At 40.3% G+C, this 23,137-nt stretch carries 13 protein-coding genes and 2 pseudogenes; 3 read left to right on the top strand and 12 right to left on the bottom strand.

Translation table 11 applies throughout. The features are described 5' to 3' along the window. Positions 1 to 157 precede the first annotated feature (157 nt). From P20652_RS01920 to P20652_RS01950, 7 genes are all read right to left on the bottom strand, one after another. A complete protein-coding gene (locus P20652_RS01920) occupies positions 158 to 1,333 on the bottom strand; it encodes a phosphoglycerate kinase (protein WP_008172202.1) in 1,176 nt (391 codons plus the stop codon). 64 nt (positions 1,334 to 1,397) lie between these two features. Then, positions 1,398 to 2,414 (bottom strand): erythrose-4-phosphate dehydrogenase, encoded by a 1,017-nt coding sequence (epd, locus tag P20652_RS01925; RefSeq protein ID WP_008172200.1) that lies wholly within the window; start codon positions 2,412 to 2,414, stop codon positions 1,398 to 1,400. A gap of 167 nt (positions 2,415 to 2,581) precedes the next feature. After that, the gene (locus P20652_RS01930) at positions 2,582 to 3,319 is read right to left on the bottom strand and encodes an SIMPL domain-containing protein (protein ID WP_008172198.1); all 738 of its coding nucleotides are present in this window, start codon (positions 3,317 to 3,319) and stop codon (positions 2,582 to 2,584) included. A 150-nt stretch (positions 3,320 to 3,469) separates the two neighbouring features. Next, positions 3,470 to 4,093: a 3'-5' exonuclease gene (locus P20652_RS01935; RefSeq protein ID WP_008172197.1), complete on the bottom strand. Its 624-nt coding sequence runs from the start codon at positions 4,091 to 4,093 to the stop codon at positions 3,470 to 3,472. A gap of 15 nt (positions 4,094 to 4,108) precedes the next feature. Next, positions 4,109 to 5,947 (bottom strand): DUF294 nucleotidyltransferase-like domain-containing protein, encoded by a 1,839-nt coding sequence (locus P20652_RS01940; RefSeq protein WP_008172195.1) that lies wholly within the window; start codon positions 5,945 to 5,947, stop codon positions 4,109 to 4,111. 124 nt (positions 5,948 to 6,071) lie between these two features. Beyond that, complete coding sequence (locus P20652_RS01945; protein WP_008172193.1) at positions 6,072 to 7,796, bottom strand: sodium:solute symporter family protein; 1,725 nt, start codon at positions 7,794 to 7,796, stop codon at positions 6,072 to 6,074. A gap of 10 nt (positions 7,797 to 7,806) precedes the next feature. Next, positions 7,807 to 8,070 carry a DUF4212 domain-containing protein gene (locus tag P20652_RS01950; protein WP_008172190.1) on the bottom strand — a complete coding sequence of 88 codons (264 nt, stop codon included), beginning with the start codon at positions 8,068 to 8,070 and terminating at the stop codon, positions 7,807 to 7,809. Between the two features lie 413 nt (positions 8,071 to 8,483). Between P20652_RS01950 and P20652_RS19140 the strand changes: the two are divergent. After that, positions 8,484 to 11,923 (top strand): annotated as a pseudogene (locus tag P20652_RS19140) (PAS-domain containing protein). A 102-nt stretch (positions 11,924 to 12,025) separates the two neighbouring features. Here P20652_RS19140 and P20652_RS01955 read toward each other — a convergent pair. From P20652_RS01955 to P20652_RS01965, 3 genes are all read right to left on the bottom strand, one after another. After that, on the bottom strand, positions 12,026 to 14,671 hold the full coding sequence (locus tag P20652_RS01955; protein WP_008172185.1) for a DUF2339 domain-containing protein: 2,646 nt from the start codon (positions 14,669 to 14,671) through the stop codon (positions 12,026 to 12,028). Between the two features lie 126 nt (positions 14,672 to 14,797). Beyond that, the gene (locus P20652_RS01960; protein WP_008172182.1) at positions 14,798 to 16,159 is read right to left on the bottom strand and encodes a hypothetical protein; all 1,362 of its coding nucleotides are present in this window, start codon (positions 16,157 to 16,159) and stop codon (positions 14,798 to 14,800) included. Positions 16,160 to 16,353: 194 nt separating this feature from the next. After that, entirely contained in the window at positions 16,354 to 16,881 is a 528-nt protein-coding gene (locus P20652_RS01965) for a YqaA family protein (RefSeq protein ID WP_008172180.1), read from the bottom strand. Between the two features lie 237 nt (positions 16,882 to 17,118). On the opposite strand from P20652_RS01965, the gene P20652_RS01970 reads away from it, so the two are divergent. Continuing rightward, entirely contained in the window at positions 17,119 to 18,354 is a 1,236-nt protein-coding gene (locus tag P20652_RS01970; RefSeq protein WP_008172178.1) for a TMEM143 family protein, read from the top strand. Between the two features lie 78 nt (positions 18,355 to 18,432). Here the strand turns inward: P20652_RS01970 and P20652_RS01975 are convergent. Then, positions 18,433 to 18,868 (bottom strand): annotated as a pseudogene (locus P20652_RS01975) (efflux RND transporter permease subunit); the annotation flags it as partial. 143 nt (positions 18,869 to 19,011) lie between these two features. Continuing rightward, entirely contained in the window at positions 19,012 to 19,830 is an 819-nt protein-coding gene (locus tag P20652_RS01980; protein ID WP_008172174.1) for a helix-turn-helix domain-containing protein, read from the bottom strand. A 112-nt stretch (positions 19,831 to 19,942) separates the two neighbouring features. Between P20652_RS01980 and P20652_RS01985 the strand changes: the two genes are divergently transcribed. After that, positions 19,943 to 23,032 (top strand): beta-galactosidase, encoded by a 3,090-nt coding sequence (locus P20652_RS01985; RefSeq protein ID WP_008172172.1) that lies wholly within the window; start codon positions 19,943 to 19,945, stop codon positions 23,030 to 23,032. Positions 23,033 to 23,137 lie beyond the last annotated feature (105 nt).

Here is a 23,137-nt window from a genome sequence, read left to right as displayed (position 1 = left end):
TTGAACGGATGTGTTAGTTTGGCGTTATAACAACGCCACGAAAAACCACTGCTTTGCAGTAATATTCCGTCTAAATTAACGACTAAATTAGGGTGAGAGGTATTTAGTAATTAATTGTCGGTGAGGGCTATTACCCCCTCACCTTACGCCACTAAAATTACTTAGCGCGCGACTCTAGCATTTCAACTGCTGGAAGTTTTTTGCCTTCTAAAAATTCTAAGAACGCACCACCACCAGTAGAAATATAAGAAACTTTATCGGCAATGCCGTATTTATCAATTGCGGCTAAGGTATCACCACCACCAGCAATCGAAAACGCATTTGAGTTAGCAATTGCTTGTGCAATAGCACGTGTACCATTACCAAATTGGTCAAACTCGAACACGCCAACAGGACCATTCCATACAACCGTGCCCGCATTTGCAATAATTTTTGCAAGCTTGCTTGCTGTATCAGGACCAATATCAAAGATCATATCGTCGCTTGTCACTTCGCTTACATCTTTAAGCGTAGCTACAGCAGACTCAGAAAACTCATTACCCACAACAACATCTGTCGGTACCGGAATTTCACCGTTGTTTGCAATCGCTGCGGCACATAAACGGTTCGCTTCATCCATTAAATCAGGTTCGTAAAGCGATTTACCAACTGGGCTACCTGATGCAGCAATAAAGGTATTAGCAATACCGCCACCGGTAACTAATTGGTCAACAATTTTAGAAAGTGAATCTAAAACGGTTAGCTTAGTAGATACTTTAGAACCACCAACAATCGCCACTAATGGACGCGCTGGATTATCAAGTGCTTTGCCTAACGCTTCAAGTTCAGCCGATAACAATGGACCTGCACATGCCACATCAGCAAACAGTCCAACGCCATGGGTAGATGCTTGTGCACGATGTGCCGTACCAAATGCATCCATTACATATACATCACACAGTGCTGCAAGTTGCTTAGATAACGCTTCGTCGTCTTTTTTCTCGCCTTTATTAAAGCGCACATTTTCAAACACAACTACTTCGTTATCAGCAATATCAACACCGTTTAGGTAATCTTTTTCCAAACGTACAGTTTGCTCAAGGGCATCGTTTAAATAATCAACGACAGGCGCAAGCGAAAACGCTTCGTCATACTCGCCTTCTGTAGGACGGCCAAGGTGTGACATAATCATTACTTTAGCGCCTTTCTCAAGGGCTAATTTAATAGTAGGCAGTGCTGCACGAATACGCGCATCTGACGTCACTTTACCTGCTTTAATTGGTACATTTAAATCTTCACGAATTAATACGCGTTTGCCGTTTAAATCTAAATCTGCCATTTTTATGACCGACATGAACATCTCCTTAGTTAACGATACTGAACCTGAAAAATACGTTTAAAATTATTATATTAATAAATTACTTATTCACTGCCATCATAGCACGCGCTGTGTCGAGCATACGATTAGCAAAACCCCATTCGTTATCACACCATACTAATAACTTTATCAGTCGTTTGTGACTAACACGTGTTTGTGTGCCATCAATAATACAAGAATGTGGGTCGTGATTAAAATCAACCGATACAAGCGGCTCTTCGGTATAACTTAAAATACCTTCAAGGCGGTCTTTTGCTTGTGCTTTAAGTGCATTATTTACTGCGTTTAAATCTACATCGGTGTTAACCGTTACACTCAAATCCATTGCCGTGACATTTATAGTCGGTACACGTACAGCGATGGCTTCAAAACGGCCTTTAAATTTAGGTAAAATACGGTCTATACCACGGGCGAGCTTTGTATCAACTGGAATAATTGATTGGCTTGCAGCGCGAGTACGGCGTAAATCATGATGATAACCATCTATCACTTGTTGATCGTTCATCGACGCATGAATCGTTGTAATAGCGCCCGACTCAATACCAAATGCATCATCGAGTACTTTAATAACCGGCACAACACAGTTAGTTGTGCACGAGCCGTTAGACACAATAGTGTGCTCGCTTTTAAGCTCATCGTCGTTGATACCATAAACAATTGTAGCATCAACATCGTTATCGGCTGGATGCGAAAACAACACCTTTTTAGCGCCTGCAATAATATGTAACTGCGCATGTTCACGCGAGTGATAAACACCCGTACATTCAAGTACCACATCTACATCAAGGGTTTGCCAAGGTAATTCAATTGGGTTTTCTTCACAAAAAAGTGCAATGGTATCGCCTGCAACACTAATGGTGTCTTCACCAAGTTTTACAGGAAAAGAAAAACGACCGTGGGATGTGTCGTATTTTAATAAATGAGCAATAGCTTCAGGGTCAGCAAGTTCGTTAATCGCAACAATTTTAATCTCGTCGCTCAAACCAGACTCGTATAACGCGCGGACAATATTTCGACCAATACGACCAAAACCATTAATTGCAAGTTTGATTGCCATGAAATATAAAATCCACTCTTTTAGCGTGCAGATAAAGGCTATGTGCCTTTTTGATGGCGGTATTGTAATCGACCTTGAGTATTATTATAAGAGGGTAGCATTAGAAACTTTAAATTAAGGTAATAACAAAAAACAATGTAGCTGTAGTCTAAATTTAATCGCTTGCTTTATTTATCATTTACTTCTAAATCAAACACCACGTTTATTGATGATTTAAATGTAATAGTTTCTTGTAGATACCTGCCTTGCTCAAATGGATTTCTAGTAACTTTAGAACCGCTCACAACTATTCTCTCAAAATTATCTGCGCCATAACCATAATTTGAACGGTTAGAATTTGAATTAATGCTGTAAATTTTTCCAAGCTCTACCCCAAATGCTTTAGCAAGCTTACCCCCTTTAACTATAGCGTTATCTATTGCGCCCTGTGTTGCTTGAGCTTCTAACTGCGCGGCTTTTGAAGACATAAGCTCAATATTCGTCACTTCATTAATTTTTACACTTAGTGCAAAATCGATAAAATCATTCACTTTTTCAATATTTCTTAATGTTACTTTAAGTGTTCTTGTTGCTACAAATCCTGCATTAATCATTGTGCCACTCTCAACATTAAACATATCGTCATCATTGTGAGTTAACAGGCTTGTAGCAGAAACATCCGTTTCCTTAACACCGTACTTGCTTAATCCTTTAAGTAACAAATTTACTCGATCATCAACATCACGTTTAGCATCAAGTGATTTGTCTTTAAAGCTTATTACTTCAAAAGAAATCTTAGCCATATCGGGCTTAGCCAATACCTCAGCAGTACCCTGCACTGCAATATGGCGATTGGGAGGTAAACTTGAATTAGCAAAAATGATAAGTGGGAATAAGGTTAAGAAAATAGTAGTGATGAGTTTCATGTTCGTTCCTTGGAGTAATTAGTTAAATAATGATTACGTAAGCGTACCTATAACTATACAGGTAATAATAAAAGTAAAATGACTATCATTAAACCTCGGTGTTAACCGATAAGGCGTTTTATCATTGGGTGTCGCTGTCCTCTACCCAACCTACATCAACTCGCCTACTTTTAACTCTTTGCCACGGCTTATTTGATGGCACTGGGCTAGCAGTAACTCGGCAGTGGCTTGTGCATCGGTCAGTGCGTGATGACAATGATAGCTTGGTAACTCATAACGTGTGCGGCAAGCATTAAGGGTTAAATCATCTTGTTTTATTTCAGTTGAATGATGCAGTAAGCGCTTTTGCTCAATATGCAGTGTGTCAATTATCAGTTTAGGCCGTATTGTTATATTGGCATTTTTAAGCGCTATTTTTAAAAAACCCCAGTCGAGCATGGCATTATGAAATACTAAAATACAGTCGCTAAAATGGTTACTTAATTGCATTAATATACTGTTTAGGCTTAGCCCCTTTGCTATAGCATCATCGCTAATCCCATGAAAAACAGGACTTTGAGCTAAACTTTTTACATCTTTATTTATCAGGTGCTGCGACTCGCTCATTTTTATACATTGGTTATCTATTATCACCCACGCTACCGATACAATTTCGTGCTGTTTTGCATCAAGGCCAGTTAGCTCTAAATCAATCACTAAGTAACGCTGTTGCAAAGCATTTTTACCTAGTAATTTACGGCGCTTTAAATACCGAGTGAGTAGTTTTTTAACCATGTTAGTAATCCATCATCATAAACTGCCGCGAGCAAACTTAAACGCGGCGGCTTGTTGCGCTTGTTTAACAAGGTAAAACGCTTCTTTTAGTTGATGGCGCTCTAGTGAGTTTAATTTATTAGGATTAATACAATTACTTGGCAAGCCCTCTTCGTTTATTTGTGTACTCAAACGAAGCTGCGTTAAGAACCGCCAGCAGTCTTTTAGATTATATATATCTTCTTTACTGATCAGGTTATGTTTTAGTAGTGCGTCTAATCGCTCTTGTGTGTTGGCGCGCCTAATACCCGCTTTTAAAGCGTATAACCGCACTATGTCATTTATAATTACGACACCGCGTTTTTTTAAATCTATGTATTTGTCTTTTTTATCCGTTTTTTCTGTTTTAAATTTATTAAATAAACCAATTGGCACGCTGTTGCTGCTTATGTCGGTTGCCATTGCTGCATAGAATAAGTCGTTACGCGATATACGAATTAATTGCTCGCAAAAAGCGGTGTATAAAGCATTTGAGCCTTCAATAAAGCGCAGGTCAAAAAATATTTTACAGTTGAGCATTGCATTAGGAGTAGGGCTTTTTATCCATTTAAAAAAGCGCTCGCTCCAGTCGTTTACGCTCATTCGGCACTCATCGCTGCTTGCCATAATATTACCTGGGCAACGTCTAATGCCGCATTCAACTAAGTTTTCACATACAAATTCCCCCATGCTTTTAAAGTAAGCGTGTTGTTCGGTGGTTAAGTCGTTAGGGAGTAATAAGCCGTTATCTTGATCTGAATGCAGAGTTTGTTCTTCACGTGCTTGCGAGCCAAAGCAAATAAAACTAAAGCTGGTTGGCGCTGCACCATGCTCTTCTTGAAATAAGTGAATAAGGCGTGATGTGAGTGCATCGGTTAAACCACTCAGTAATTTACCAATTAGCGATATGTCGTCAATGTTATTCGAAAAACCACGCAAAAGTTCGGGGATTTCTTTAGCGTAGCGTTTTAAATCAGTAACAGTATGCGCTTTGTATATGCGCCCAATAAGCTGTACGGGGTCGCTTTTTTGTTGGCGCAGTAAATCGGTGCTGGTTATCATCCCTATCGGGTTATGGTTTTCGTCAAGCACGGGTAAATGATGAATATTGTATTTAAGCATTAAGTGTAGCGCCGAAAACACTCGGTTATTTTCAAATATAAACTTGGGCTTGGCGGTCATAATACTGCTTACTGCGTCTTGTGGATCTACCTCGTCGGCAAGTACTCGGTTGCGTAAATCGCGGTCGGTTACCACCCCTACTAAGTGCGCGTGCTGCGTTATCATTATTGACGATACGCCATGCTCTTTCATTTTTTTAGCGCTTTGCCTAATACTTGCATCGGGCGTAAGTGTAATTGCTGTGCGGGTCATCAGCTCTGATATTTTGCGTTCAGACCAACTATCATTTTTACTTTTATAATGCGATGACAACAACCGGTTAGCATGAGCGCGTACAAAGTATTGCTCAAACGATTTATATTCTCTGCGTAAAAAATCAAAGTGCGTTTGAGAGAGCATATACACTATGCCCTCTTTTTGTACTTCTAATCTATTTTGAATTGCCTCGCCGGTTAACAGCGACGGAAAACCAAAATAGTCACCTTGCGCTAAGCGTGTAACAACATCGCCCTTGCCATCAACTAGGTCGTACAAACCAGAGCGAATTAAAAACAGTTTAGGGTTTTCACTTTGTAACCACTGAGTCTGGTTTTCGCGGGTGAGGTAAATAATATCAAGATGATTTACAAAATATTCGTATGCGCTGCTATCAAGCATAGTAAAAGGCGCTTGCAAACAAACGTATTGGGCTATTTCTTGTTGCTCTACACTCATTGTATTCACTCTTTAAATGGTGATGTACCAATCTAATGTACTTATTTATTAAACAAATAAAAAGCCCGACTAAAGTCGGGCTTTTGGTGCTTTATGTTTTTTCAACTATATCTATAAATGTAACCTAGTGATCGTGCGCTTCAGCTGACCCTTTAGGGTTACGAATACCTTCTACCATTTCTTGAATTTCAACCGGTGTAGGTTTAGTAAACTTAAGAACAATTGCAGCAACTGCAAAGTTAATAATCATACCAATTAAGCCAATACCTTCAGGCGAAATACCTAAGAACCAATTTTCTGGGCTGTTTAGCTCTGGGCTAACAAACTTAAAGAAGATGATATACGCAGCGGTAAATACAATACCCGTTACCATGCCTGCAATGGCGCCTTCTCGATTCATTGTTTTAGAGAATATACCCATAATAATTGCAGGGAAGAAACTCGCTGCCGCCAAGCCGAATGCAAAGGCCACTACCGATGCCACAAATCCAGGCGGGTTAATACCAAAGTACGCGGAGATAACAATAGCGACCATGGCTGCCAACCTCGCTGCAAGTAACTCTTGCTTGTCGGTAATATCGGGCTTGAGGGTTCGCTTGAGTAAATCGTGCGAAACGGAGGTCGAAATAACCAGTAGTAAACCTGCTGTTGTAGACAGTGCGGCGGCAATACCACCCGCTGCTACAAGTGCAACTACCCATGCAGGTAAGTTAGCAATCTCTGGATTAGCTAATACCATAATATCGCGGTCTACGTTCACTTCGTTAGCACTGTTCGGATCGGTGATTTTACCCGCCGTGTAGAACATTTTGCCATCGCCGTTTTTATCATTAAATGTAATTAAACCTGTGCGTTCCCAGTTTTTAATCCACGCAGGTGCTTCTGCGTAAGCAGTACCGCTACCGTCTTTGCCGTTAATGGTATCAACCATGTTTACACGAGCAAAAGCTGCAACCGCAGGGGCTGTAGTATAAACAATCGCGATGAACACAAGAGTCCATGCTGCAGAAATACGCGTGTCTTTTACGCGAGGTACAGTGAAAAAGCGAACAATTACATGTGGTAAACCAGCAGTACCGACCATTAACGCGCCAGTAATAGCAAACACATCAATCATGCTCTTAGAGCCTTCGGTATACTGTGCAAAACCAAGTTCAGCGCTTAAGCCATCTAATTTATCAAGTACGTACACGCCGTCACTGCCAATTAATGTGGCACCAAAACCGGTTTGTGGGAAGAAGTGACCCGTCATCATCATCGAGATAAAAATGGCTGGTACAAGGTAGGCAAATACAAGTACACAATACTGCGCTACTTGCGTGTAGGTAATACCTTTCATGCCGCCAAGTACCGCATAAAAGAATACAATCACCATACCAATGTAAACACCAGTTTCAATTTCTACTTCTAAGAAGCGTGAAAATACCACGCCTACGCCACGCATTTGCCCTGCAATGTAAGTAAAACAAATGAATATGGCACATACAATTGCCACTAAACGCGCGGTGCGTGAATAGTAACGGTCGCCAATAAAGTCTGGCACAGTAAACTTGCCGAATTTACGTAAGTAAGGCGCTAAACACATGGCTAATAATACATAACCACCTGTCCACCCCATTAAGTAAACGCTGCCATCGTAACCTGCAAACGAAATAATACCCGCCATTGAAATAAACGACGCGGCGCTCATCCAATCGGCAGCTGTTGCCATACCATTAGCAAGAGGAGGTACGCCGCCGCCCGCTACATAAAACTCTTTAGTTGAACCCGCTCGGGCCCAAATAGCTATGCCAATATAAAGCGCAAAGCTTAAACCAACAATTATAAACGTGAGTGTTTGAACATCCATTGCTTAGCTCCTATTCGTCTACGCCGTATTTTTTATCTAACGTATTCATTTTGAAAACGTACACAAAAATCAAAGCAACAAAGGTATAAATCGCGCCTTGCTGGGCGAACCAGAAGCCAAGTTTAAACCCCAAAAAACGTACTTCATTAAGTACATCAACCAGTAATATGCCAAAGCCAAAAGACACAATAAACCACACTGCTAATAGTTTAAATAACAGCGAAATGTTTTCTGCCCAATAAGCTTTTGCTTGTTCTTCATCTTTAAAAGCCATTTTTGTTTTCCCCTTTAAGCACCGCAATATTGCGATGAGTGGTTTTTTATCTTCGCTTACCAATTTAGCAACGCTTGTTAGATATTGAATTGAGACCATAGTCGTAACAGTATGTTAACGTTTACGTAAACTGCATTTAACTAATAGCATAATTGTCATTATTTTTAATTAATTTCAACTGCTTAGCTTATTTTTATAGATCCACTTAGTTACTTGATATGTGTACGGCTTATTAATGCGACATTAGTCTTATACTTTTGGAGGTTTTATAATTATTATTAATATTCAATAAGATAGAAATAAAATAAAAATTTATTTTAAATTCAAGTCTCACACTTAACTTCAGTTCTGGTATTGTATTAAAAGCTCATAGGATTGAGGGATTATTTACAATAATAAGGTTTAATAACACCATGACTGCCGTACTCATTTTTGTTGCTTTAGGATATATAGGCTTGTTGTTTTGGCTTGCCAACTGGGGCGATAAAACAACGCCTTTGGCAAAGCGCATTAGCCATCATCCATTTGTGTACTCACTGTCACTGGGCATTTATTGTACCTCGTGGACTTACTACGGGTCGGTGGGCACTGCGTCCACCAGCAGCTGGAGTTATTTGCCTATTTTACTTGGTCCTGCATTGTTATTTTTTTTCGGGCAAGGTTTTTTACGTAAACTAGTACTGGTTAGTAAAAAGCAAAACATAACCACCATCGCTGACTTCATCTCAGCTCGTTATGGTAAACGTCAAACTACAGCAATTATGGTTACTGTAATCGCATTGCTTGCAACTATCCCTTATATTGCATTGCAACTGAAAGCGCTTAGTACCAGCTTTTTACTACTGCAAAGTAGCACTAAAATTTCAGGCGATATGCTTGCCCTTTCGGCGACATTGATTATGGCTCTATTTGCGATATTTTTTGGTACTCGCAAAGTTGATGTTACTGAATATCGTTCCGGGTTAATGCTTGCTGTTGCATTTGAATCTATGATCAAACTTATTGCACTTGTTGCCGTAGCGGGCCTTGCAGTATTTACACTCTTCAATTTACCCGAAGCCACCACAAATAAAGTAACTGAATCGATTTGGGCACACTGGAGCGACTTTAACTTTTTAGCTTTAACTTTATTGGTCAGTCCTTAATGGCCGCTGCAGCTATTATATGTTTGCCACGCCAGTTTCATGTAACCGTGGTCGACAACCAAAACAAACGTCACTTACTTACCGCTCGGTGGGCTTTTCCGCTGTATTTATTGTTAACTGCCGCAATGATTTTACCTATTGCGACAGCGGCAATTCATCCTGGAATTGGCAGTGGTTACTCGCCCGACAGTTTTGTGCTTGCGCTACCGCTAATTAACGACAATTCCTTTTTAACGACCTTTGTATTTATAGGCGGTTTGTCAGCAGCAACAGCAATGATTGTAGTAGCAACACTTACGTTAAGTACGATGATATCTAACGATGTCGTATTGCCTCTTATACTGCGTCGTAAATTTAAACGCAATTTAATTACCACCAGTTATAAGTCACAAATTTTACTTGTAAGGCGCTTTGCTATTGCCGGTATTTTAATATTGGCTTACTTTTACCAACAATGGTTTGGCCACAGCACTGCACTGGCAAGCATGGGTTTAGTTGCATTTTCACTTGTTACGCAATTATTACCTTCTATTGTAGGCGGTTTATATTGGCGAAAAGGCCATGCGTATGGGGTGTATGCAGGTTTAGTTGCTGGCTTTAGTTGCTGGGTACTGTTTTTAATGCTGCCAATACTTGATGCCGGTGCAACACTTGACAGCGAACTGCAACAAACGCTTATAACGCGCGGAACATTGATAGCTTTGTTTGCCAATATTGGGTGTTACATTAGTTTTTCACTTGGGGCTGAGGAGCGCTTAATTGATAAAATTCAGGCCGCTGCATTTGTTAATCCTAAAGATCAGTCTATTTTATCAAGACGACTAAACAAAGATGTAAAAGCGACCGTTTACGATTTTAAAATATTACTACAAACCTTTTTAGGTATTCAGCGTAGCCAACAAGTATTAGCGCATTATGCACTTGCTCATCATTTAAGCGACAACAACGCACATCCTGATTCTGACTTTATAGCCTATTGCGAACGCGCATTAACCGGTGTACTTGGTGCATCATCAGCGCAAGCATTAATACACACTGTTTCATCAGGTAAACGTATGGCGTTTGAGGAAGTTGTAAACTTTTTTGACGAAACTACGCAAGCACTGCAATTTAATCAAAACCTATTGTTTACTTCGCTTGAAAATTTAAGTCACGGTATTTCGGTTGTCGATAAAGATTTAAAACTCGTTGCATGGAATAAACGTTACGGCGAAATGTTTGGCTACCCAGAAGGTTTTTTAGAAGTAGGTCAACCCATAGAGGACATTATAAGGTACAACGCTAACCGTGGTGAATGTGGCCCTGGCGAAATACAACGCCAAGTAGAAAAACGCGTACAGCACTTGAAATACGGCAGCTCGCATCACTTTATTCGTCATCGTCGTAATGGACAAGTGTACGAGATGATTGGTAATCCACTGCCCGATGGCGGATTTGTTACCAGCTTCTCGGATATTACTAAACACATAAGTACACAAAATGCGCTTGAAGAAGTAAACATGGATCTTGAAAACCGCATAGAAGCGCGAACTCAAGAAGTGCAAACTATTAATAAAGACTTACAAGCTCAAATAGATAGCCGTGTACAAACCGAGCAAGCACTTACTTTAGCCAAACGAGAAGCAGAGCAAGCCAACGATAGTAAAACGCGCTTTTTAGCACTGGCGAGCCACGACATTTTACAACCGTTAAACGCAGCACGTTTATACCTTGCTGCCATTGACGAAAAACAGCTCGATAGCACTAACCAAAACAGCTTTGAAAAACTAGGCGACAGTCTTGATTCAACCGTGCATTTAATGTCGGCATTGCTTGAAATAGCTAAGCTAGAACAAGGCGCTATGACCCCTACACCTCGCCACTTTTATATTGAAGATATTTTAGCGCCCCTACAAAGTGAATACGCTATTTTATCGAGTGATAAAGGCCTTAAGCTTAGTGTGCGTTCAAACCAGCAAGTTGTGCACAGTGATATAACCTATCTGCGCCGAATTATTCAAAATTTGGTCTCTAATGCAGTTAAATACACCGATAATGGCCGTGTATTAATTGCCTGCAGGAACCGAAAGCATAATTTACGAATAGAAGTATGGGATACAGGCCCAGGTATTAGCGAAGTAGAGCAAGCTAAAATATTTAACGACTTTTATCGCGTAGAATCGGGCGATAACAAAGGCGTAGGCTTAGGCCTAGGTGTGGTAAAACGTATGGCTGACTTGCTAAGTTTGCCGCTTGATGTGCATTCAGAGCCAAATAAAGGTAGCCGTTTTAGTATTGAAGTGCCCTACGGCGATGTGCAATTTGTGCAGCAAAAACCGACAGCAAATAACTTAATAGAAAACCGTGCAGCAATTAATATTGTTGCCGTAGACGACGATCCAGAAAACCTAGCTGCAATGGCAAGCTTACTTAAAAAGTGGCAGGCTAATTACACATTGTTTGATAATGTAGATAAAGTACTCGCGCACGCAAAACAAAATAGCGCCCCCGATGTTATTTTAATGGATTATCAATTAGGTAGTGACTGCGACGGCATAACACTGATTAAAACCCTGCGCGAAATATGGCAAAGCCAAGTACCCGCTATTTTAATTACCGCAGTGCGCGACACCGAGCTTAAGCAAGAAACAAAAGCCGCTAATATTCATTATTTGAGTAAGCCAATTAAACCGGGCAAACTAAAGGCACTGCTTAATCACAGTACATAATAAGCTAGTAAAAAGTGATCTAGTTAAAAGCTATAAAGTAATAGCGTAAAACAAAAAGCCCAGTATCTTCACTGGGCTTTGCTTTATAAAGTGTTCATAAAGTTAAATCGGATTTGCACGGCTTCTAAGCTTTTGAAACAACCAACTTAACCCCACTAACGAAAGTCCTAATCCAATAAACGAAAGCGCTTTAAGTAAGCCCGTTAAATTAGCCATATCAATTAAAAACACTTTAACAATAACTGCAGCTAGTAAGCCTAAGCCTATTTTTTGTATTAATAACTGGTTTTTTAAATGACCAAAAATAACAGTACCCGCCCCCATTACTAACCAAATAACAGAGTAGCTATAAAGCTCGGCATTGCTTGCGCCTTTTGATAAGTATATGTAAGGACCTTGCCAGTATTGGCGAATAAAGCTATTTATTGCCAATAATATAAACCCACCCGCAACGGCCAATATAAATGGCGTCGCTTTAGCATTTATTGGTTTTACAAGCTTGGCCAGCCAAAGCGTTAATCCTGCAGGTACTAACCACAATAGTAATAACCAGTTAAATATTGGCAGCTCACCTATGTAAAGTGATTCAAATAATGGGTTGTCTTCAAGTAGTGTTTTAATAGCAAAAAGCCCTGCCAACCCTGCAAGTGCAAAGCCCGCCACTTGGTATAACTTAGCTAACGTACCGGCAAGTTTTGCTCTGTGTAAATACACGCACCCTAATGCCAGCCAATTACAGGTAAGGAGTATTTGTTCGTAAAAGTTAAGGGAATCAAATTGCGGATAATGCCCAACTAGCTGATAACTTGTTTCGGTGGTAATAAAAAGCGCTAAACAATGAAGGGCTGCACCTTCTACCCATACTTTTAATTGAGATGCTTTAAAGCACCTAGCTGCGGCAAAAAATAACGCAATGCATAACGGATAAACCACAATACTCCAATGCAAACCAAATACCGTTAGCGCATCGTAGCTTGGCGTCCAAGGCGCAAGCGTTAAGCGCAGTAATAACGCAGCAACTAATGCTTTAATAGGCCAATGCGGCATAGGCACGCTATAGCGCTTAATAAGTACACTTATAACCAGTACTTGCACAGCAAGTGCAATGGTTAGGCCGCTGTCACTTAATAGCATGGTAATTGCTAACGTAATATTGGCATTAGCCCCTACCCAATAAGTAAAACGCTGAAATAGCGTTGTATTATGCTGCGCACACTTTATTAAAATAGCGGCCACTATACACAATACAACGGCCCAAAGTGGATATGCAGTACTTAACGCAGAATTAGGAATAAGCGTATATAAAGTCGCTATCATTACAAATGCACTAAATGCCCCCGTAATATGAAACGCTAAACGCTTAATCTGTTTTTTACCGTAATAGAGCCCAAAAGCGGTAAGTAACAATCCGAGTAATAAACCCAAACCATACTCATTTTTGAATATAAAGAGTGCGTCATCAAATAGATTTGGCGAAAGATGCGTGCGTTCAGCGCCTATCACTAATAGCGTTGATATAACTAACGCTACGCCCTGCCAAATATCCCAACGGCTATTTTTAAGGACTAAAAACAACACTAATACAATGCTTAACACGCCGATTGTTTGCCACTGCATATCAAAGTGACTTATTAGCATGGTAAATATTAAGGGCGCTATAAAAGCGAGTAATAAGAGGTGATCTGGAAGCACTTTAAGTAAGCGTTTTAAACTGTGCGGGCGGTGCTCTCTAACATTCAATTTTAAGCCCAATCGCGGTATAGCAATTAACCCAATAATACTAAGTAAAGCAAATGCCCCCATTAACCAAACGGTATTAACTTTAAGTAGCGTAAAACCAACTAAATACCAGCCAATGTGCCCAGCCCATAATAAATACCACAACCAAGCTCGCTGCACTTTATGTGCAACTAACGCAGCCGACAGGCTTACAAAGCCAATATACATTAACAGCGCAAATAAGTTACCACTGCCAGTGCTAACCCATATTGGTACGCTGTAAGCGCCAATAATACCAAGCACGGCCAATAGCGGGCCCAACCTAAGCGCCATCGCGCTTGCACTAATTGCTATAATAGCTAACGCAAAAAATGCCACGGTAGGGCTCAGCATGTCGTAACTGCTGTAAGCTAAAAGCGTTAAAGCAAAACAGGTAATAAACCCGCCACTAGCAAGCGCTGCGGGTATGTAATTATTAAAGCCTTCAAATATAATACGTTTATGGTGTAAATAAGCCGCAGCTGCAATTAAGCCAAGCCCAAATAAGCCGCCTAAACTCAACCTCATTACAGGCGATAATAAACCCGCTTCTAGGCTGTATTTAGCTAAAAATATGCCCCCAAACGCAAGAGCAACTGCGCCTATCCAGGTCATCCAGTTCTCTTCAAACCCTGCGCGTAATTTATTAAATAGTAATTCTATAGCTGATGCTTCAGCTGGTTTGGCTTTTTTAGGAGGCGCTGATGGCTGATTTATTACAGGTGGCAACGCGTTTTGGGACGTTAAGTTTGGCTGTGCTTTATGAGTAATTGGCTCTGATCTTGAAAGCGCTGCCTGAACCGTAGATGCTTCACTTTGAGGTTCACTTTGCGATATCGATTTATGTGTTTGTAGATGTGTTATTTTGGCCCTTAAAACAGCAACTTCTTGTTTTAATCCATTTAACTGCACTAGCGCTATTAAGCCGCAAATAGCACCGGCAACTACAACCAGTATTACTATGACGGCTAACCCAACTAAATCATCCATGGCACACTCTTATTAATTATTATGCCCTGAGTGTACCTAATTATTAATGAGTAGGTAAATTTTGTTCAATAAAAAAGCCTAAGTACTTAAAGTGCTTAGGCTTTATGCTACTTAATATGTTTAGGTTTATTCAACACTATCGGTAATAGTGCGATCTAGGGTCATCTTATAACCTGAGCTTGTTGTTTCATCATGCTCTAAAATCAATATGTAGTTACCCTCTTGTGTAAAGTCCATATCGCTTTGCTGAATAAGCACAATTTGCTGGCCGTTGTCTTCATATACAACATAAACCGTGTAAATTTCGTTATCTACAACCTGCCCTTCTTGGTCGTACTTATCTAGGCCATCGACTACGTTACTGGTGTCGTCTACCGTTTCGCCGTTAAGTGTAAAGTACACATCAACATCTGAAACCGACTGCCCTGCATAGCTTTCAATTAGGTTTACAACCGATACCGTATGGCTGTAACTACTTGGTGTTAGGTTTTCTTCAACGCTCATCATACGTAAACCGTTATCAACGTCGTTATAAAAAATACCCACCGCACTTTGCTCACGCTCTAGCGTCATTAAAAAGTTATCAGCTAGTTTTGTACCTTCTTCGTCGTACATCGCTACGCTGTAACTATTAGGTGAAAGTTCAACATAATCTGTATAAGAGTCACTAGCAACTGTATTTGTTGTGTTTACAGTTGTACCGCGTGTAGCAGAAAAGCTCACTGGCGAGTAGTCATCAACCGTATTTATAAAACGTAATTGCCCCAGGGCAGATTGATGTTTAAGCTCAGTAACGTAGTTGTTATCGGTTACTACATCAAGCGTAATACCGCCTTCTTCTGTAGCATAACTTGGGCGGATCATTGCTACATAGCTTGCTTCATCGTATAAATAAACAGATGACGACTCGTACACAACATCACTGCTGCCCGCTTCGGTTATGTAAATAGTGTAATAGCCTTCATCAATGCTTTGCAGATCTAACTCACTTAAATATTGAGCCGATGAAAAAAGTGTCGCGCTTTCAAATACGCCATCATCAGTTGCTAAATAAATATCGTAGTTAGTATCCTCCCCTGCAATATTATAAAACCCTAAGTTAAACTCACCCGTATCGCTTGTAATAGGTACGCTAAGCTCTGTAAATGTAGGCTCATCAAAGTTGCCGCTCATTACTACTAGCTGTGTTTTGTCGCCTTTAATAGAAATTTCTTGGTCGCTAATTGTTATATAGCTGTCGTTAGCATCTAGGTATTCAAAACTTACATCATAAGTGCCTGTGCTATAGTTATGGCGAGTAGTTACATCGGCAAAATCAGCGCCTGAACGTTCTGTTTCTTCAACAAACAAACGCGTATATGGGCTATTGTAAGAGCCGTTATACAATTGGATGTAGCCTGTAGAACTTGAGCTATCATCAGAGCCGCAGCCCGACAAAATAGTAATTAGACTTAAGGGTAATGCAGCTTTAAAAAGGGAGTTGGTCATTAAGGTTATTCCTTATTATTAATATCCCCATTATGACCCAAACATTCTATTTTAATTTCATGATTTACAAAGCATTACCCTCACTGACACTTCCTTACGAAAACGTTAAAAAGTGTAGTAAATGTGCAAACAATAAGGACGAAACTCACATTAATAAACAATGAGATCACTAAACAAAAAACCACTTAGATCTATTAAATAAAGGTACTAAGTCCCCACAATCCCAACACTAAAATAGTAATGCCAATCATAGCCTTAGTTTTATGTTTGCTAATGATTCGCTCAGCTTCATTACCTGCATAATAAACAATAACAGCCAAGCCAAAGTAACGAATAGAACGCGCAATACCCGAGGCCAATAAAAACAGCCAAACAGAGTACTTAGTTGCGCCTGCTGCAAGCATCGCTATTTGAAACGGAATAGGCACTATGCCTAGTGTTATTACAAACCAAAAACCTTGATCTTGCATTTGCTGTTTAACGCTTTCAAATTGCTCAGAGCTCGAAAACGTATTAATAATCCAATCGCCTACTGCATCAAATAAGTAATAACCCAACGCATAACCAAACAATGCGCCCACTATACAGCCCAAAGTTGCCATTAACGCAATAAGCCATAGCTTTTCACGACGAGCCTGCATTAGCGGTACTAATACAGCCTCAAGTGGAATAGGAACTATGGTTGACTCTAAAAAAGATGCCACTGTAATACCGCTAAGCATATGCTTAGAGTCGATAAAATTACGCGTTTTTTCTTTTAGTCTTTTTTTGAATGGCCATAGTAAATCCTTTTCACTTATAAATAAGAACAAGAGTATTCAATGAGCTAATAATTACATATTTAGGTTAATACACGCTGAAAACAGCGTACTAACGCGTTAACAAATTAGTAATATCTATAAGAATATTTTATTATGTGCCCATGCAGTTAGATTCCCTATCACAGTAGTTAAAAATTTATGCAAAGTGCGCGTTTTATTCCCTTTAGAAAGCAAGATATTGTTGATATGTGTAGCGAAGAGCTTAAAAGCAGTACACAAAAAACATCGTTTAAACAATTTTGCGATTTACTCGCCAGCCTTATTCATTACGATTACCACTCAACACTTGAATCACTTAAAAACAACTACGCCCCTTTTGATCCCAACAGTGATACGCGTTCGTTAGCGCCTGTATCGGCGGATCAAAAAGCGCAGTGCCAACGAGATTTTGCTAAAGATTTTGCTAAGGTGCTTAATGCCGCTAATTTTGAAGTGATCACCAATGAAGACTTACAAGATGCATTAAACGAAGAGTCACTATTTAAGGTGCGCCTTGAAGTTGAGTTTGACGACTTTGAAGAGGTGGTATTTTATCGCCGTGGCGAGTCGCAACTCACTGAAACGATTACCAGCTTTTGGGGCTTGCGTAAAAAAACGCTGCACTTTACTAATTACGACCGTGTTGCCGTGTTTATTCGCTTTAAAGATAGCGCTTATTTTACAGCTAAAAATAAAACGCCAATGGGATTTGAGCCAAGCTCAACTATAGTAAAGCTGTTTCAAAATGTGCCAAAGGCCGATCTCGAAATGCTATTTCCTAATAGCGAAGTACGCATGCGCCCTATTGATAAAGCAATTATTGGCTCATCGGCTTTAGTTGGCGGTGCAGTGGTACTTATAACTAAACTTGGCGCATCAATCGTATTATTGCTTGCTCTGTTTGCTTTTTGGGGTGGCTTTAGAAGTGAAGCTGTAGAAATGACCCAACAACATTTTATTACCTTTGCTATTGGCATGGGAGTATTTGGCAGCTTTATTTTTAAAGAATGGAGTAAGTTTAAAAACCGTAAAATTAAATTTATGAAAGCGCTTAGCGATAACCTCTACTTTAAAAACCTTGATAATAACGCGGGTGTTTTTCACACGCTTATTGACGCTGCCGAAGAAGAAGACATAAAAGAAGCCCTGCTTGCGTATACCTTTTTACTAAAATCAGAAAGCGGCTTAACCGCCCAAACGCTTGATGAACAAATAGAGCATTGGTTTAAAAGCAAATACCAGTGCGATCTTGATTTTGAAATTAGCGATGCGCTTGAAAAGTTGGAGCGTATGCGCTTAGTAACGTGCACTAATGATGTGTATAGCGCAATAAATTTAGACCACGCAAAAACCATTTTGGATGAGCGCTGGGATAACCTTTTTCAATATAATTAACCTGCAAGGTGTACTTAACAACAAAAAAGCAGCTGAAACTTCAGCTGCTTTTTACGCTATATATTGAGCAGCAACTAGCTAAGCTGTTTGTTGCTTGTTAAATTTTGCATATACTAGCTTATAAAGTGCAGGCGATATTAATAGTGTTAGTAGAGTTGATGAAATAATCCCGCTAATCACTACTTCACTACTGTCGCGAGAGGTTTTGCATTTCAGAACCCGTTCCCGAATTAAGCGCCATAGGTATAAAGCCTAAACTTGCCACCAGCGCAGTCATCAATACTGGGCGCAGGCGCTGTAATGCACCGCTGTGAATTGCATCAAACAAACTTAAACCATCGCTTCGTAACTGCTTAATAAACGACAGCATAACCACGTCGTTTAATACCGCTACACCGCTTAGGGCAATAAAGCCGACACCTGCTGATATTGAAAGCGGCATAACGCGCAGCAATAACGCAAGCACACAGCCCGTTAATGCCAGTGGCACACTACTAAATATAATCAATGAATCACAGCTAATAAAGCCGTGTACAAGCACTCATAATATCACTATTAAAAAACGGTTTGAGCGCATTACCTACCTAAAACTCTAAAATGCAATTTAAGAAATCGCACAATACCGTAAATTTATACAAATATAGAGAGCCGCTAACGTTATTTTCTAAATTCGCTTGGCGACACACCCACTGACTTTTTAAAGCGCTTTGAAAAGTTAAAAATATTAGAGTACCCCACATAACTTGCGACATGCGAAATTGGCCAAGCCGTGTTTAACAATAAGTTTTTAGCTCGCTCAATGCGTAAATAAATAAGTTGTTGTATTGGGCTTTTACCAAATTGCGCTTGGCATAAACGATGTAAATGCGGCGATGAGTAATGCACATGTTCGCACATTGCCTCTATTGTCCAATCAAACTGCAAGCGCTTATCTACCTCTTCAAATAAACTAATTAAACGGTTATGCGCCGCACCCTGTGAGTTATTTTGCAGCGTAGCATTTAAGTAATGACTTAAAATAGGCGTTACGCTTTCGCGTAAATTAGCATTGGGCTCGCTGTATAAAAGCTCCATAGCAAGGTGTAACGGTTCAAGTTTTTGCTCGGTTAGTACCAGTGCTTGCGCTAAGTTTAAATGCTGCCAACGTTTAGTATTTGCAAGGTTTAACCAAATAACATCCCAATGTTCAGCATCAATTTTTACTTCAAAGCTTTGCTTTGCTGGTAGCACAATAAGTGTATTGGCATTAAGTGTGTACTGCTCATTTTGTGTTGTTAATTTACCCTGCCCTGCAAGCGTATAAAAAAGTGTATGTTCTAGCGGTGCTGAGCGTGCTACGCAATAACGACCCGATAGGTTTGAGCAACCCGCAAGTGCTATTTCAAGGTTTGGCATTTGCGCGAGCGTTTGTGAATCAATAAAGCGCTCTATACAGTGCGGACCAATATCGAGTATGTCTTTAATGTTATAGCGCATAATTACAATGATAGTTTTGGATAAATAAAGGAGAGCTTTAAGCATAACCCCTGTGATTATTTTTAGCTATATTTAGCACATAATAATTGCCCGCTTATGCAATAGGATAAACATGACCTCTTTACAGCACATAATTAATCGCCGCGATTGGGAAAACCCAATTTCAGTACAAGTTAATCAAGTAAAAGCGCACAGCCCACTCAATAGTTTTAAAAGCGTTGAACATGCCCGTACTAACACACAATCGCAAAAACAAAGTTTAAACGGTCAGTGGGACTTTAAATTATTTGATAAACCCGAAGCGGTTGATGAGTCATTGCTGAGTGAAACACTAAACAGCGACTGGCAAAACATTACAGTGCCTTCTAACTGGCAATTACACGGCTTTGATAAACCTATTTATTGTAATGTTAAATATCCGTTTGCAGTTAACCCGCCTTTTGTACCAAGCGATAACCCTACAGGCTGTTACCGCACTGAATTTAATATAAGCGAAAGTCAGCTAACTCAGCGTAATCATATTATTTTTGAAGGTGTTAACTCGGCTTTTCACCTGTGGTGTAACGGGCAATGGGTGGGTTATTCACAAGATAGCCGCTTACCGAGCGAGTTTGATTTAAGCGAACTGTTAGTTGCAGGCACTAACCGCATTGCCGTTATGGTTATTCGTTGGAGCGATGGCAGTTATTTAGAAGATCAGGACATGTGGTGGCTAAGCGGTATTTTTCGCGATGTTAACTTACTTACAAAACCACAAAACCAAATACGTGATGTGTTTATAACCCCCAATTTAGACGCCTGCTACCGCGATGCAACGCTACATATTAAAACCGCGATAAATGCGCCAAAAAACTACCAAGTAGCAGTACAGGTTTTTGATAATGAGCAAACACTGTGTGAGCCACAAATTCAAAGCACTAACAATAAACGTGTTGATGAAAAAGGCGGCTGGAGCGATGTAGTATTTCAAACCATTGATATACTAAACCCTAAAAAATGGACCGCCGAAACCCCCTACTTATACCGCTGTGTTGTGAGCCTGCTTGATGAGCAAGGCAACACAGTAGATGCAGAAGCCTACAACATTGGCTTTAGAAAAGTAGAAATACTCAACGGGCAACTGTGTTTAAATGGCAAATCGTTACTTATACGCGGCGTTAACCGCCACGAGCACCACCCAGAAAATGGTCATGCAGTTACTACCGCTGATATGATTGAAGATATTAAGCTGATGAAGCAAAATAACTTTAATGCTGTACGTACTGCTCACTATCCTAACCACCCGCGTTTTTACGAGCTGTGCGACGAGCTAGGTTTATACGTAGTGGACGAAGCAAACATAGAAACCCATGGCATGTTCCCAATGGGTAGGCTTGCAAGCGACCCGCAGTGGGCTGGTGCATTTATGTCGCGCTATACACAAATGGTTGAGCGCGATAAAAACCACGCCTCAATTATTATTTGGTCACTAGGAAACGAATGCGGACACGGCGCAAATCATGATGCGATGTACGGCTGGTCAAAAAGCTTTGACCCCTCTCGCCCAGTGCAATACGAAGGCGGGGGCGCAAACACAACGGCTACCGACATTATTTGCCCAATGTACGCCCGTGTAGATACGCATATTGCCGACGACGCCGTACCAAAATATTCAATTAAAAAGTGGCTAAGCCTACCCGGTGAAACTCGCCCGCTTATTTTATGTGAATACGCCCATGCTATGGGTAATAGCCTAGGTAGCTTTGACGATTACTGGCAAGCATTTAGAGAATACCCTCGCCTACAAGGTGGCTTTATTTGGGATTGGGTAGATCAAGGTTTATCTAAAACAGACGAAAACGGCAAGCATTATTGGGCTTACGGCGGCGACTTTGGTGATGAACTAAATGACCGTCAATTTTGTATAAACGGTTTATTGTTCCCAGACCGCACGCCGCACCCTAGCCTGTTTGAAGCTAAATACAGCCAGCAACATTTACAATTTACATTGCGTGAGCAAAATCAAAACCAATACACCATTGATGTATTTAGCGATTATGTATTTAGGGCAACCGATAACGAAAAGCTTATTTGGCAATTAATGCAAAATGGCATCTGTGTTGATCAAGGCGAGCATGTACTTAATATTGCTCCGCAAAGTACACACACGTTAACAATTAAAACTAAAACAGCGTTTGAGCAAGGTGCGCAATATCACCTTAATTTAGATGTAGCACTTATTAACGATTGTAGCTTTGCAAGTGCAGAGCATGTATTAAACACCGAGCAGTTTAAGCTTATAAATAGTAACAATTTAAGCAGTAAGTCATTTGCATCATCATCTGAGCAAAACGCTATAAGTGTTAGTGAAACCGACTCCCACCTATGTATTGAAAACGATAAATTTAAACTTGTTTTTAGCAAGCAATCAGGGCTTATAGAGCAGTGGTTACAAAACGATACTCAGATTATTAGTAGCCCACTGGTTGATAACTTTTATCGCGCCCCACTTGATAACGACATTGGCGTAAGCGAAGTAGACAACCTTGACCCTAATGCATGGGAGGCTCGTTGGTTGCGTGCAGGTATAGGGCAATGGCAGCGCACATGTAGCTCAATTCACGCAGTGCAATCAAACGTTGATGTACGTATTACTTGTGTATTTAATTACCAATTTAATCGCGTGCTACAAGCAAAAACACAATGGTTATATACACTAAATAATACCGGCAATATTAGCTTAAATATTAGCGTGCAACTAAACGATACTCTGCCGCCAATGCCGCGTATAGGACTAAGTACAACGCTTAACAAGCAAAGCGATACAAAAGTAAACTGGCTGGGTTTAGGGCCTTTTGAAAACTACCCAGATCGCAAAGCCGCAGCACGTTTAGGTTATTACAGCTTGAGCTTAAATGAGCTACATACACCGTATATATTCCCAACCGACAACGGCGTGCGAAGTGATTGCCAATTACTGAGTATTAATAACTTAACCGTGACTGGCGCGTTTTTATTTGCAGCCAGCGAGTATTCGCAAAGTATGCTAACGCAAGCAAAACACACTAACGAACTCATTGCTGATAATTGCGTACATGTACACATTGATCATCAACATATGGGCGTAGGTGGCGATGATTCGTGGAGCCCAAGTACCCATAAAGAACATTTACTTGAGCAAAAAAAATACAACTACTCACTTACATTGTCTGTTAAAAGCTAAGTAAGTTCTGTTCGCCTGATTATGGGGTCTATTTAACGATGCAAAAATCGTATCCTAACTAGACAAAGATTCATGCCAATTGTATACCCTTCAAGCAACAAAAAA

This window comes from Pseudoalteromonas sp. BSi20652, from assembly GCF_000239855.1.
Taxonomy (GTDB): Bacteria; Pseudomonadota; Gammaproteobacteria; order Enterobacterales; family Alteromonadaceae; genus Pseudoalteromonas.
Note: the sequence above shows the minus strand (reverse complement) of the source record. Positions and strands in the feature narration are given on the sequence as shown.

What these genes read in the sequence shown, in the direction of transcription:
- P20652_RS01920 (WP_008172202.1), bottom strand. Translation starts at nt 1,333, where the DNA reads ATGTCGGTCATAAAAATGGCAGATTTAGATTTAAACGGCAAACGCGTA.
- epd (WP_008172200.1), bottom strand. Translation starts at nt 2,414, where the DNA reads ATGGCAATCAAACTTGCAATTAATGGTTTTGGTCGTATTGGTCGAAAT.
- P20652_RS01930 (WP_008172198.1), bottom strand. Translation starts at nt 3,319, where the DNA reads ATGAAACTCATCACTACTATTTTCTTAACCTTATTCCCACTTATCATT.
- P20652_RS01935 (WP_008172197.1), bottom strand. Translation starts at nt 4,093, where the DNA reads ATGGTTAAAAAACTACTCACTCGGTATTTAAAGCGCCGTAAATTACTA.
- P20652_RS01940 (WP_008172195.1), bottom strand. Translation starts at nt 5,947, where the DNA reads ATGAGTGTAGAGCAACAAGAAATAGCCCAATACGTTTGTTTGCAAGCG.
- P20652_RS01945 (WP_008172193.1), bottom strand. Translation starts at nt 7,796, where the DNA reads ATGGATGTTCAAACACTCACGTTTATAATTGTTGGTTTAAGCTTTGCG.
- P20652_RS01950 (WP_008172190.1), bottom strand. Translation starts at nt 8,070, where the DNA reads ATGGCTTTTAAAGATGAAGAACAAGCAAAAGCTTATTGGGCAGAAAAC.
- P20652_RS01955 (WP_008172185.1), bottom strand. Translation starts at nt 14,671, where the DNA reads ATGGATGATTTAGTTGGGTTAGCCGTCATAGTAATACTGGTTGTAGTT.
- P20652_RS01960 (WP_008172182.1), bottom strand. Translation starts at nt 16,159, where the DNA reads ATGACCAACTCCCTTTTTAAAGCTGCATTACCCTTAAGTCTAATTACT.
- P20652_RS01965 (WP_008172180.1), bottom strand. Translation starts at nt 16,881, where the DNA reads ATGCTTAGCGGTATTACAGTGGCATCTTTTTTAGAGTCAACCATAGTT.
- P20652_RS01970 (WP_008172178.1), top strand. Translation starts at nt 17,119, where the DNA reads ATGCAAAGTGCGCGTTTTATTCCCTTTAGAAAGCAAGATATTGTTGAT.
- P20652_RS01980 (WP_008172174.1), bottom strand. Translation starts at nt 19,830, where the DNA reads ATGCGCTATAACATTAAAGACATACTCGATATTGGTCCGCACTGTATA.
- P20652_RS01985 (WP_008172172.1), top strand. Translation starts at nt 19,943, where the DNA reads ATGACCTCTTTACAGCACATAATTAATCGCCGCGATTGGGAAAACCCA.